Source organism: Ehrlichia minasensis (assembly GCF_004181775.1).
Taxonomy (GTDB): Bacteria; Pseudomonadota; Alphaproteobacteria; order Rickettsiales; family Anaplasmataceae; genus Ehrlichia; species Ehrlichia minasensis.
In genome coordinates, this window is sequence record NZ_QOHL01000005.1 from 40114 (window position 1) to 54294 (window position 14181).

The window sequence follows — 14181 nt, forward strand, 5'->3', positions numbered from 1 at the left end:
AAATTTATGTAAACTATTGTCAATCAATTAAATGTGATTAGGTGATTCAAAAATGTGTTTAATGATCATCATTTATGATTTATATTATTTAGCATTTAGGAAGTGTTGTGTTACTGGGTAATATCTTGACTGATTATGAAGCATTGTAGTGAGGTTTTAGAGTAAGTACATTGTAAGATGCTGTAATGATCAATCGGTGTTTGAGTAATTCATAAAGTTAATACTAATAATCTGTTACTTGATATTATTGAGTCATTAGAACAGTGTTGTGTTATTAGATAATGTTCAATTTATTGGTAAATATGTATGAAATTTCATAGTAAATAAATGATGTAGTCTGATTGAGTAACGATCAAACACTATTGTATAACTCATGTTTAATAGTAATTGATTTGTTGATTGATTGTTATAAAGTTTACCAGCTAACATCAAAGGATACTCAATCTTTACAGGGTTTTGTGGCGTTTATAGTAAAATATGATAAACGTGTGCTGTGAAAATCCTATAAAATGTATTTGAGCAAGTCAAAGTAAAATTTTTATCATCATAATAAATTTTAATGGGTATATTTTGATGTAAAAGTTAGTGATGGTATTATTAATTATAGGAATAACTGCCTGATAAAAATAATGTACAGATTGGACAAGCATCTGGTGTAATAATAAAAAGTGTAATGAATGTAAGTTGTAGAAATTTATGAATATATTGAGAATGGTAAAATTACGAGTTTTTATTGTTTAATATATATCAAATATGAAAATTAATAATGTTATTACTTAACTATGGAACCTGATGAATAGTGTATAATCCGTTATTTTAGAAGCATTTGTCAGGTAGCAAATAATAAATGTAAGAAAAAAACTTAGTAAATGTGTTTAGAATGCCAAAATTACATGATCATCATAAATGTTGTGTATATATTAGTGTTGAAGGTTAGTGATGGTATTATTAATTATAGGAATAACTGCCTGATAAAAATAATATACAGATTGGACAAGCATCTGGTGTAATAATAAAAAGTGTAATGAATGTAAGTTGTAGGAAATTTCAAATATATTGTAAAACCAAAATTACAAATTTTTGTTATTGTAAATTAAGAATAACTATATGGTAATACAATCCTTGTTGTATGAGTTGTCTGTTTGAAAATAAAAAGAGTGATAACTGATGGTTTAATTATTAAAAAGCTATTTATAATACTAGTAAGGAAGAAGTATTACTAAAACAACTAGTTGCTAAATTTTTAAGATATTTGAGCATGTTGGTGTAGTAGTGGACTTGTGTTTTCATTATTTAATAGACTAGGAATAGAACCATGATCAGAGCTTTCGGCTCTTTTGTCAAGGTACTTTTCTACAAAGAATGCTATAATAAACATACATATTGTTGCCAGCTCTAAGCCAAGTATAGTAACATCTTGAAAATCATAAATATTTTGCATCTGCCCACCAAGCGTAAATGCCTCAATTATATGGCAACTGCAATGAATTGCTTCAAAGACTAAAATAATACCGCATAAGACTGCGAAGTTATTAGCTTGCCTTTTTTCTCTTGTAGAGGTAGCTGTTTTTCTTGATATGTTTGCATCTGATAATCTTAAAGCGCAAGAAATAAAAGCTAAAAAAGGTGCAAGAACTGCAAGGCATAAACTTGCAAATTCAAGCTCTGGAGTACCAGAATTTGCAGTAATCATTGCTAATGACATAGCAGAAACTATTATCCATGAGAGTTCTGAAATAATAGTTATAGCGTTTTCGCAAACTTTAATATTAATTTGTCTTTGTTTTAATTTACCATATCCTAACAATCCTTCATCTATGTTATTTTGAGCTTCCTTGCTTGGACCTGTTGATATTTTTTGAAGATTGTGCTTATAATTTAGCGATTGCTTGATTGCAAGCGTTGAACTTGCAACCATGGACAGTGAAGCAAGTATACATATTACATAAAATGCGATAGCTACCGTGTGCTTGATATGTCCAGGGACGTGAACATAAGTTGAAACTAGATTAAATGTAGAAGATGCAGCCTCTATTAACAATCCAACAAAAGAAATTGCTAAAAACAATGTGTTAAAGTCAATATTATCTAGTTTTTTGTCACGTGTTGACTGTGTTACTGACGTGGAAGAAGAGGATTCACTGACTGTTTCTGTGGATTCCTGTGCGCTTGTGCTTTCTTGTGCATCATCATCATCAGTAATATTGTTGTTTTCTAATACCATAAATATACCCATTGATTAAAAACAGGTGAAGCAATAACTTTATGTTGAATAACTATTGAGTGCTACACAAAAATTTACCACAAATAATAACATGTCAGTTATTAAGAATCAAGTTAATTTTTTTATTAACAATATTTACTTTTTAGACAACTTTCTAATATAGCAATGCCTTCATCAATTTCTTGTTGGTTAATTATTAAAGGTGGTATAACTCTAATAACGTTACCACTAGCAGTGCTGGTGAGTAATCCACAGTCTATTAATTCATACATTAACTCTCTGGTATTAACATTAGTGTTGAATTTCATTCCTATCATGAGCCCTTTACCTTTTATCTGCTCAATTATTGGAAATTTATTGGCTACGTCTTCTAGTTTTTTATGTAAATAATGACCATTTTTGGTGACATTTTCTAGGAACCCGTCTTTTAAAATTTCTTCAACTACAGTCATACCAATGGTAGTTGCTAGAGGATTTCCTCCAAAAGTAGAACCATGCATGCCAACGCTCATGAATTGAGAAGCATTGTTAGTTGATAAAGATGCTGATATAGGGAACCCTCCACCTAATCCTTTTGCAAGACAACATATATCTGGAGTTACTCCAACGTGCTCATATGCAAAGAACTTTCCTGTTCTTCCAGAACCACATTGTACACAATCAAAAATTAATAATATATCATTTTGATCGCAAATTGCACGTAACTCTCTTAGAAAAGATTCATCAAGTACATTTATTCCTCCTTCACCTTGAATAGGTTCTAATAATATAGCTCCTGTATGCTCATTAATTGCGTTTTTTACAGATGTAATATCAGGATTCACACTGTCAAACCATTCAACATATGGCTTGAGTAGCGGAGAAAATTTACTTGGTTCATTTGCTGAACATGCTGCATATGTTCTTCCATGAAAGGACTCCTTCATCGTAATAAATCTGTAACGCTGGTGATTACCTTTCCCACATTGATATGATCTTGCTATTTTAATGCAGCAATCTACAGATTCTGCTCCTGAATTATTGAAAAATACTTTATCAGCAAAACTAATATCTACCAACTTTTGTGCCAATCTTATGGCTTCTGGTATTGTATGTAAGTTTGATAAATGCCAGAGCTTTTCACCTTGTGTTTTTAATGCATCTACTAATACTGGGTGAGCATGCCCTAAAGAACTAGTAGCTATTCCTGCATGAAAATCTAGGTATTTTTTTCCATCATAACTGTATAAGTATACTCCTTTCCCGTGTGAAAATGTAACACTAGATGGTGAATAAACAGATAAAAGAGGTGAATTACTCATAACTATACAGCTCCAATATTATAGAAAAGTTAAAACTTAAGTAGTAAACCTACTGTATATATGAATGTAGCATGATATTGTTATATGTCAACTAAGAAAAAGTTTATAAATAACATCGTATACATATTATCATGATATGAGCAGCTGGATATATATTATGAAGTATTTTAGAGTTTTATTATTGATGTTCTTAGTTATTACTTTGTTTTTTGCAGTTGGTTACACGCATATATATTTGAGGGATGATTATTTGTATGAAGTATCAAAAGAAATAAATGTGAATATTAAAGCAGTACTTGTTAATTCTATTATTAATAAGTATGCTCAATTATTAGCAAAGGCTCCGAGTCATGTGGCAACTAATACTTACTATATGAACTTATTAATAAAGTTGCGTGCTGAGTTCTTAAAAGCGTTGGGAGAAATAAAAGGGTTTCATGTTATTTTGTATAATGTAGATGGGAATATAATATTTTCTAATAGAAATAGCGATGATATTGCAGATCAAGATTTGCTATTACATTCTGAAGATATGGCTTCATTATTGAGGGGAGAATATGTAGATCATAAAGTAAATAATAGTGCAATTACTGAATCTATATTTCCTATATTCCCATTAGATAATAAAGAGAGTCATCCTTTAATGTTTTTAAAGATAATTAAAAATTCGGAAAATTTATCTAGTTTTATTGTAAATTTTTATACTATATTTTTGATAATAGTTATATTAATCATTATTATATTTGTTGTTGTAACATGGTGTATATATTATAAAAATACTAAAATACTGAGTAAACAGTATGATGCTAATCTAAAATTAAAAGAAGCAAAAGAAGTAGCAGAGCAAGAGAATATAAGCAAATCCCAGTTTCTTGCTAATGTTAGTCATGAACTACGTACTCCGTTAAACTCTATTATTGGATTTTCTGAAATGATGAAAAGTGAATCTATGGGTACCATAGATAATGTTCATTACAAAGAATATATAAATGATATTCATAATTCTGGTGTTCATTTATTAAGTTTAATTAATGATATTCTAGATTTTTCTAAAGCTGAAGCTAATAAATTAGTTGTGGAGTTTGTAAAGTTTGATTTAAGTAAGATTATTTCTTCATGTTTTAACATGATGGTTCCAAGAGCTGAACAGGCAAAAGTTAAACTTGAAAAAGTATTACCGTCTAATAAAGTCATAATGGTTGCAGATCCTAAAAGAATGAAGCAGGTTATAATTAATTTATTGTCTAATGCAATAAAATTTACACCAGAAAATGGGGTTGTAAAATTAGTAGTAGAGTATAACCTTGAAGAGAAGGTCATTGATATTGAAGTTGTTGACAATGGTATAGGTATAGCACAACAAGATTTGTATAAAGTGATGTCTATTTTTGGACAAGTAGATAGTAGACATGCTCGTAAATATGAGGGTACAGGATTAGGGTTGCCATTAAGTAAAAAATTAGTTGAATTAATGGATGGTGTTTTCAAAATAAAAAGTGAACCTAATTTGGGTACTATAGTAACATTGACGTTCCCATATACTGATACACTTGAAGAGAAGAGCTTTTAATGATTATATAAAAAAAATAGGAAATGTGTATTTGTTTTTATGAATATGTATTTTCAAATGCTGTTAACCAGGTAACATTATTTAATTTGGTAGTGATGTAGTATTTTTAATTGTAGTAAGTAAAATAGATTGATAAGATTGGATTGTAGAATTATTGCAATGTATCATCTTAGTAGTTTACTTAAAGGTTATGTAATAATGTTTATACTATTGAAAGATCATTGCTATTTTCTATAGCTTATAAGCTGTATTACAATTATCAGTGTTAGCATATGTCGATTATACTATTAGACCCTAGGACAATTAATAGGATTGCTGCGGGGGAAGTTATAGAATGTCCAGCTAGTGTAGTTAAGGAGTTAGTTGAGAATTCAATAGATGCGAATGCTACTACTATTGATATTGCAATAGAACGTGGTGGACGTAATTTAATAGTTGTTAGCGATAATGGTATTGGAATAAAAAAAGAAGATATAGAAATTGCGTTTACTCTTCATGCTACTTCCAAGCTTCCTGATGGTGATTTAACTAAAGTCAAATCTTTAGGTTTTAGAGGGGAAGGGTTAACTTCTATAGCAGCTGTTGCTAAGGTGAAAATGATTTCAAAGTATCAAGATTCTGATACTGCATGGTTAATAGTATTTGAAGGTGGAGATAGAACGCAAGAATTAACACCAGATTCACTTTCTTATGGTACATATATAGAAGTGAGAGATTTATTTTTTGCTACACCTAATAGATTAAAGTTTCTGAAAACAGAAAAAACAGAAATTCAATCTATTATAGATATGATTAACAAGTTAGCAATGGTTAATCATGGTATAATGTTTTCATTGTCTGTTGATAATAAACAGATATTTAAATATTTAAAGCAACAATCAAATATTGATAGATTGTCTGAAATAAAAGCTTTGGGGATAGAGTTTTGTAAAAATTCTTTGCCAATAAATGTAAAAGAAGAGGAGATCGAGTTATCAGGTTACATTGGATCTCCTACGCTCAGTCGTAGTAAATCAAGTCTTATATATACTTTTGTTAATGGTCGTCCTATTTATGATAGTTTACTTATAGGAGCAGTGAGATATGCTTACAGTGATTTTATAGAGAAAGACAAATATCCAGTTGTTGTATTGTATCTTAATATCCCATGTGATCAAGTTGATGCTAATGTTCACCCAAATAAATCTGAAGTTAGGTTTCAAGATAAAAAGTTAGTATATAGAGTTGTGGTTGATGCAATTAAAGAAGTGTTGTCTATTAACATGAATGCAAAATTAAAATCTATTAATGAATTTGAAGGTGATCATTTTGTTCGAGATAATATTGCAAACATAAATAACTCGCGTAACATTGGTAATGATGTCACTTTTGAACTTCTGAAACGTCTTAAAACTAAACAACAGTCATTTAATGATGCACAAGAATGTTATTCTACAAGTATGGAAGCAAGTGATTTGTTAAATGATAGCAATGCTTTTTGTCAAGATTTGCAAGATGTTCAATCTGAATGTGAAATTGTTAACAAAAATTTTGAAGAATCTGTTAATTGTAAAAAATCAGGAAAATTTAATATATTTGAAGAAAAGAAGGATGATATTAATTTAAGCAGCAACACACTACAAGATTTTAATGATTTTAGCGTAGGTGTTGTAAGTGGGAGTATGGAGTTAGAAAATGATAAGTTGAAGCAAGTAAGTTATAAAAAGATAGAAAACGAATTATTAATTGATAATTATCTGTTGGGTCATGCATTATGCCAAATACACAGTAGATATATCGTATCCCAAACTCAATATTCTATTGTTATTGTTGATCAACATGCAGCTCATGAAAGATTGACTTATGAATATATGAAGCAAGTTATGAAAAAAGAGGGTATTAAACGTCAAATACTATTAATACCTGAAGTTATTGAAATGAATAACCATCTTGACTTGGAACTACTTGTTGAATATAAAGCAAAATTATTGAAACTTGGATTACTTATTGAACCACTTGGTAATTTATCAGTAATAGTAAGGGAAGTACCAGCAATTTTTGGAAGCTTTGATGTTAAATCTCTTATTATTAATATAGTTGATAGTATTATAGAAGTAGGTGATACTTTATTCTTAGATGATAAGATTAAAGATATATGTGGTACAATAGCATGTTATAGTTCTATCAGGAGTGGTAGAAAATTAAAAATTGAAGAGATGAATGCTATTCTAAGAAGTATGGAAAGTACTCCACACTCTGGGCAATGTAATCATGGTAGACCAACTTATGTTGAACTTAGTTTAGTTGAGTTAGATAAACTTTTTGCGAGGAGATAGTAAATTATATAGTTCGTATTAATTTGCCAGTTGATAAGTTAATTAGCGGTTATATGAGTTTTTCTTCTTTTTTGGTTAGAATTAGTTGTGTTCTAAATATTGTGTTTATGAGGTGTTGTACTTGATTTTCTGTTTTTGCTATCTTGTGTGGGAAGTTATAGTATATATGCATCAAAAAATGCAATTTATTCATTTATGTATATCTTTATAAATTAGTTTCAAAACACAGTGTTATATCAATTAGTATCTTTATATACTTGTCATGTAGTATTTAATAGTAATTTGTGAATTCTGTTTAAGAATTTGCAGAATTGTCTAGTGTATTAAAATAACTTTATTATGTGTGATTTTTCTATACTGTATAGTGTTATTGGATGTAATAATAATATGTTGGGGTTTATGTTGCTTTAATTATGACTGTCTATAATTGCTAGTTTATAGATATGTGACTTATAATGTGAAAATTTTATTTGGTTGAATGTTTGTAAAATTTGTGATGGGGTTAGAATCACTTTATTTATATATAATTTTGTATACTGTAATAATGCATTATATAAAAGAAAGTAATCTTTAAGCTGGAATTTCTATAGTTTATTTTTTCTAGTTTATATACAGTAAGTTGTTAAAGTATTAAGTGCTGATTGTCAGGTTTTCTAGTGTATTAGAATCTTTCATTATGTATAATCCTTTTATGTTGTAATAATGTTTTTTATATGAAATTTGATACATTTTTAAAATTTCTATAGTTATTGTTTTCTGTTTCTATGATGTATTGCAATGACTTGATTATGCAAGATCCTTCTACATATAATTACTTGTTTATTGATAGATTACACTTTATTTGAGTTTATGTTTCTTAACTTTTTAAATACTAGGTTGTGATTAATTTTACTGTTTACTAGAATAAAAACAGATATTGTTAATGTATGCAAAAGAGTTAAGCTTGCAGCTAGATTTTCTATCTTAGTATATTTATTAATTATATCTTTTACCTGTTTTAGATTTTCCCTACTGAATTTAAATTCTCCAGTGTAAGTTGTATTATTATTTTTTTGTGTGCTAAACATTATTTTACCTATCTATTTCTCAAAATACTATATCTAAAGGCCCAATTATAGCTGTTAAATCAGCTAACATATGACCTTTATAATATCTATTGCTTACAAATGAGCAAATCCAGAAGCTCTAATTCCATATCGATATGGTTGTTCCATCGGATACTATATACACCAAATTCACCTTTTGGAGCTTCAACAGCCATATGTGTTTCACCTACTGGTACATATAACCTTCTGAATATAATTTAAGATAATACCAACACCTCCATAGAGTCCTTCATTTCAAAGCTATTACAGCAGTGATATAGACTATAGAAACATCTGGTAGTATTGTGAATATACAAAAGATAATAAACAAATGCTTACTGAAGTAGAAACAACTGACAATTGCAAGTAAGAAAACAATAGCTAACTTGAAAAGATACTTAATGTGTGATAAAGAAACTAGAAAATTTTTTGTATAGTATTACAAGTACTCAAATGTAGATAGATATTACTAACGTAATCTGGTAGAAGTGGTATCCAATGCAACAAGTCTAGTACTGCAAGAAAATCCAAATAATACTCAAATAAAAGCAAAAATTACTGATGCAAGATAACATTGGCAGTAAATGCACCTATAAAGTAATTGCTGTAGTGTAGCCATGGAAAAATATTATATGAAGATGCGTATAAATTTGTGAAAATTGCTAATAAGGTGACTTTATTTGAAAATTTTAATGTTCTTAGAATTTTTTAATGTATTAGAGCGACTTTGTTATTAGGGAATCTTTCTATTTTTTTTGATTCTTCTAACTCAGTTAATGCTATCAAAATGCTGCTTATATTTAAGTTAGTAGATGTAATAATTTCTTCTATTTCAATTGGACTGTGACTGATATGTTGTAAGATGATATCCTTTGTATTGTTGCTTTCATTAAAATGATAGTTGTTTTGTGTAGTGTTATCAAATAGTGAATTTTGAATGTAGGCATTATGTCTGTTAAATTGTAAGCTTTCTATTATATCTTCTGTTGATTCTACTAATTTTGCTCCATTTTTTATTAACCTATTGCTTCCACTACATCTATGGTCAAGTGGTGATCCAGGTACTGCAAATACTTCTCTATTTTGTTCTAATGCGAAATTTGCTGTAATGAGTGATCCTGATTGTATTGAAGCTTCAACAACTACTATTCCAAGTGATAGTCCAGAAATTATACGATTACGTTGTGGGAATAATTGTGCTCTTGGTAATGTTGCAAAAGGAAATTCTGTAATAATTAATCCTCCTTTATCTATTATAGTTTTATATAAGTGTGTGTTTTCTTGTGGATATACTATATTGATTCCACTAGCCATAACAGCAATTGTTGGTAATTGTTGAAAGATTATACTATGTGCAGATTTATCTATTCCTCTTGCCAATCCAGATGCTATTACAAAACCAGAGTTGGCTAGTTCATATGATAACTTATAAGCAAGATTTTTTCCATTGATTGATGGGTTTCTACTTCCTACTATACCAATTGTTTTTTCTTTTAATATAGATGTGTTGCCTAGTACTGTTAAAACTGGTGGGTAATCATGGATATGGCGTAAAACTTCTGGATAATCTTGATCAAATACTGTAATTATTTTTCCGCCAATCTTATTGATGTTTTCTATTTCTAATTCTGCTGTTTCAGTAGAGCATATGTTGTATAGTTTATCATTTGTATTAGATCTTTTTATTAAATTTGGCAGTACTTCTAATGTGTATTGACAAGTTTTGTATAATTTGACTAATGCATGAAATGTTGATGGACCTATATTTGGTGTTCTTATTAATCTGATACATGAGATAAACTCTTGATAAGATAACTCTTTCTTAGTTTTCATAATTAGTTTCACATTGATGTTTAATAATATAAGTTAAAATATTAACTAATAATAATCAAACAATTAATGAAAGTTTTATAATAAATAAAGGTGGCAACTATCGACTAAGAAGTGTGTTGTTAAAATCATACTGCTAGTTATGCATCTTAAAAACACACTTAAACTTGATTTATCAACATAAAACAAGTCTATATGTTATCAAATATAAAGTATAGAAGCAAGACTTTATAATTTTCCAAAGACTAGTGATATATTTACTCCACCAAAGCCGAAAGAATTAGAAAGACAATGATTAACCTTATGTTCCTGTGCATTGAATGGAACAAGATTTAATTGTGGATCTTCTGATGATTCATATAAGTTTAATGTAGGTGGTGTAATTCCTGTATTCATAGCGAGTATAGAAAAGATAGCTTCGACGCTTCCTGCAGCTCCAAGTAGGTGACCTATAGAGGATTTAGTGGATGATATTGGAACTTTGTAGATGCTTTCTTTAAATATGCTTTTTATTGCTTGAATTTCTGTACTATCTCCTAAAGGAGTAGAAGTACCATGTGCGTTTATATAATTGATAGACTCTGGATTTAATTGTGCACTAGATAGTGCTAATTCTATGGCTTTCATTCCGCCTTTTCCTTCTGGATGAGGTGCTGACATATGATATGCATCTGATGTCATACCATATCCTAACAGTTCTCCGTATATTTTTGCTCCACGTTTTTTAGCATGCTCATAATCTTCTAGTATAACTATTCCTGCACCTTCCCCCATAACAAAGCCATCTCTTTGTTTATCCCAAGGTCGTGATGCTAATTCTGGAGTATCATTGAACTTTGTTGATAGTGCTTTCATAGCTGCAAATCCTGCAATTCCTAAGCGACATACTGCACCTTCAGCTCCACCTGCTATTATCACATCTGCTTCACCAGATTGAATCGCTCTTGCTGCATTACCTATAGCTTGTGCTCCTGTAGAGCATGCAGTTACTACTGCATCAGTGATCCCTGTGAACCCATATTTTATAGATATATGACCAGAGATAAGATTAATTAAACTTGCTGGTATAAAGAAAGGACTAATCCTTCTAGGACCTCTCTCTTGTAAACATATAACTGTTTTTTCTATGAATACAAGACCACCTATTCCTGACCCTACTATTACTCCTACTCTGTCATAATCAAGATCTTTATAATCAAGTAAATTAGAATCGTTGACTGCTTGTGTGGCAGCTGCTATACCAAAATGAATAAAATTATCCATTTTTTTTAAGTCTTTTTCTGGAATGTAGTCTTCAGGATTAAAAACATATTTTTCAGATTCAGATTTCATTATTACTTGTCCAGCTATCTTACAATCAAGGTCAGATGTGTCAAATCTATTGATTTTTCTTATTCCTGATACTCCATTAGATAAAAGTTCCCATACTGTTTTTACATCACTTCCTAAAGAAGTAACCAACCCTAAACCAGTGATCACGATTCTCCTTTTTGTCATAGCAAATTACCTTAGTTAGTTTTCACTTGATATTTTATTACGTATATACTCTTCTATTTTATCTATAGTTTCTAGTTCTTGTGCTTCTTCATCAGAAATTTCTATAGAGAAGTGATCTTCTAAGCACATTACCAAATCTACAAAATCAAGGCTATCAAGATTCAGATCTTTTGCTAAATTTGTGCTGCCAGAAAGAGTAGCTTTTTGCTCATCTTTGAGCTTTAAACAATCAATGACGATTTTAGTCACAGTATCTTTAATAGATTCTAACTTTCCATCATTACTTTCCATAATTTACCCATTAAAAATTGAAATCATATATGTTTATAAATCAGCCTGCAAGCAAAGAATGCTGTAAAAATCACCTCAAGACGTGAAATGTAAATTTACAATAAACAACAATTTAGAAACCTCATAAATAAAACTTTTGTAATATTTTATACAGTTAACAAAAATGGTACTTAACTATTACGTAATATATAGTATATAGGTGTAAGAATCAACTTATTCTAATATAAATGTAATCGTATAATGTTGATTTGATATTTTATAAGATATCAAACTGAATGTTGTACACTAAATATATTTTAGGGTGTTCTTACTTGTTTTATTAATAAATTATATGAAGTTATTTTTTATCTTACACGTTTGTAGTAAGAGAAAATGAACATACTATAATTGCGATAAAAAATTTTGTATAATTTATATAAGATTTATTTGTAATACTTTTTATTGATATGTGTTTTGTTTCTTGTTATCTGACCTAGACTTCAAGAATTCTTTGTTATAGTATTTATGATATATGTATGTGATGTTGTTAGATCTATGTGTATGTTGAGATTAGTATTGGTAATACGTGAAGTTTTGTGTATCTTGCTTAGATTATTTGTTGTTTTATAATGTCGAAATTAATATGCATTTTTTATTTATATAAGTTTTATAAAAGTTATTATTATAATATATATTTTAACACCTTTAAATTATTCATTTGTTTTTGTTTATCTCTTTACTATTTGTATTAGCGTATACCTTTAAAGTTCTAGGAATACTTAGTTTAAATGTATTGCTGTTAATGAATTCTTATGTTGTGTTACTTAAATGCTTGTTATCGTAACAACGTTAGAATGATCAGAGTATTCTAATTATTTTAGATAATATGATTTGCTATTGATTTTACTGTTCTATTATATAAAATTAACTATGAATGTATATTTCTGTGCAATGACATTGTAACATTAGTGTTTTACATAATGATGTTGTCATTTAATTAATATGTATTTCGCTGAGAAATTCTGCTAAGTAATCAATATACTAGTTTTCACATATTTGTGTAACTAGTATATTGATTATTAACAAAATCAAAATGTTATCTATTAATATTGTTGTAACGTGTATTCAACTGTTCAGAGTAAAAATCATTTAATTCTGTAGAAGCAGAATGTCTGAGTGAACGAGCACTCATATCTAGTTCAACTACTGCTTCATTATTACTTGAAATATCATCACTTTGAATATTAACTTCTTCTTCTATTGCATCAGCAAGATCTTCTTCTATTTGAGTATTATTTGGATTTTCTTGAAGTACTGTATTTATTATATTAGGTACTACTTGTTCTTCTTCTATTGCATTAGCAAGATCTTCCTCTATTTGAGTATTATTTGGATTTTCTTGAAGTACTGTATTTATTATATTAGGTACTACTTGTTCTTCTTCTATTTGAGTATTATTTGGATTTTCTTGAAGTATTGTACTTATTATATCAGGTACTACTTGTTCTTCTTCCATTGCATCAGCAATAGTTGTTTCTATTTGAGCATTTAGGTTTTCCTGTGTTGTGTTAGCATGCAAATCTTCAAGGTTTTGCATTGTGCAATTAACATCTTTTTTTGTTTTAATAATTGTGTTTTTTACTATCTGTAAAACAATATCGTTAATATTTTCTTGTATTTTAGCAACTGTTTCTTTTACTATTTTTTGCCTACTTACGGCGCTATCATCCATTTTCATAATTTTATTTATATCATTATGTGTAATACTGACTGTTTCTTGTTCTGTAGCTGCATTTATTGCTGCTTGAATAATATGATTTTCTGAAACGTCTGGATGTATTTCATTGATATTTCCTAGCTCTCCTATTAAATTGGCAACAGCTATTTCTATCTGAGCATTTGAATTATCTGGTTCTTGCATTGCATCAGCAATAGTTGGCTCTATTTGAATATTTGGATTTACTTGTATTTCTGGATTATTAATTAATTGCTCTTCAATATTAAGATTGATCGTATTTTCTTCTGTAGTACTGTTAAGAATATTTTCTTGTTCTGCATTGGTGTTAGCTATTTCTATCTGAGCATTTGA

At 29.0% G+C, this 14181-nt stretch carries 8 protein-coding genes and 1 pseudogene; 2 read left to right on the forward strand and 7 right to left on the reverse strand.

Annotated features, from left to right (window positions below; all coding sequences use genetic code 11):
• Positions 1–1243 precede the first annotated feature (1243 nt).
• A complete protein-coding gene (locus DRF75_RS01735; RefSeq protein ID WP_129992553.1) occupies positions 1244–2224 on the reverse strand; it encodes a hypothetical protein in 981 nt (326 codons plus the stop codon).
• Positions 2225–2349: 125 nt separating this feature from the next.
• On the reverse strand, positions 2350–3525 hold the full coding sequence (locus tag DRF75_RS01740; RefSeq protein ID WP_129992554.1) for an aspartate aminotransferase family protein: 1176 nt from the start codon (positions 3523–3525) through the stop codon (positions 2350–2352).
• A 157-nt stretch (positions 3526–3682) separates the two neighbouring features.
• Here DRF75_RS01740 and DRF75_RS01745 point away from each other — a divergent pair, with 157 nt between their 5' ends.
• On the forward strand, positions 3683–5095 hold the full coding sequence (locus tag DRF75_RS01745) for a sensor histidine kinase (RefSeq protein WP_129992555.1): 1413 nt from the start codon (positions 3683–3685) through the stop codon (positions 5093–5095).
• Positions 5096–5367: 272 nt separating this feature from the next.
• A complete protein-coding gene (mutL, locus tag DRF75_RS01750) occupies positions 5368–7410 on the forward strand; it encodes a DNA mismatch repair endonuclease MutL (protein WP_045170782.1) in 2043 nt (680 codons plus the stop codon).
• Between the two features lie 1086 nt (positions 7411–8496).
• On the opposite strand, the pseudogene DRF75_RS05150 reads toward mutL, so the two are convergent.
• From DRF75_RS05150 to DRF75_RS05025, 5 genes and pseudogenes are all read right to left on the reverse strand, one after another.
• Positions 8497–8752 (reverse strand): annotated as a pseudogene (locus tag DRF75_RS05150) (NADH-quinone oxidoreductase subunit D-related protein); the annotation flags it as partial.
• Between the two features lie 451 nt (positions 8753–9203).
• The gene (gene dprA / locus DRF75_RS01755; RefSeq protein WP_129992556.1) at positions 9204–10328 is read right to left on the reverse strand and encodes a DNA-processing protein DprA; all 1125 of its coding nucleotides are present in this window, start codon (positions 10326–10328) and stop codon (positions 9204–9206) included.
• A gap of 225 nt (positions 10329–10553) precedes the next feature.
• Positions 10554–11822 carry a beta-ketoacyl-ACP synthase II gene (gene fabF / locus DRF75_RS01760; RefSeq protein ID WP_045170785.1) on the reverse strand — a complete coding sequence of 423 codons (1269 nt, stop codon included), beginning with the start codon at positions 11820–11822 and terminating at the stop codon, positions 10554–10556.
• Between the two features lie 15 nt (positions 11823–11837).
• On the reverse strand, positions 11838–12113 hold the full coding sequence (locus tag DRF75_RS01765) for an acyl carrier protein (RefSeq protein ID WP_045170786.1): 276 nt from the start codon (positions 12111–12113) through the stop codon (positions 11838–11840).
• 1075 nt (positions 12114–13188) lie between these two features.
• On the reverse strand, positions 13189–14181 hold a 993-nt coding region (locus DRF75_RS05025; protein WP_165375556.1), incomplete at its 5' end, for a hypothetical protein.

Bases quoted from the DNA above. Each gene is read 5' to 3' on its own strand.
- DRF75_RS01735 (WP_129992553.1), bottom strand. From the start codon at position 2,224: ATGGTATTAGAAAACAACAATATTACTGATGATGATGATGCACAAGAA.
- mutL (WP_045170782.1), top strand. From the start codon at position 5,368: ATGTCGATTATACTATTAGACCCTAGGACAATTAATAGGATTGCTGCG.
- DRF75_RS01740 (WP_129992554.1), bottom strand. From the start codon at position 3,525: ATGAGTAATTCACCTCTTTTATCTGTTTATTCACCATCTAGTGTTACA.
- DRF75_RS01745 (WP_129992555.1), top strand. From the start codon at position 3,683: ATGAAGTATTTTAGAGTTTTATTATTGATGTTCTTAGTTATTACTTTG.
- fabF (WP_045170785.1), bottom strand. From the start codon at position 11,822: ATGACAAAAAGGAGAATCGTGATCACTGGTTTAGGGTTGGTTACTTCT.
- dprA (WP_129992556.1), bottom strand. From the start codon at position 10,328: ATGAAAACTAAGAAAGAGTTATCTTATCAAGAGTTTATCTCATGTATC.
- DRF75_RS01765 (WP_045170786.1), bottom strand. From the start codon at position 12,113: ATGGAAAGTAATGATGGAAAGTTAGAATCTATTAAAGATACTGTGACT.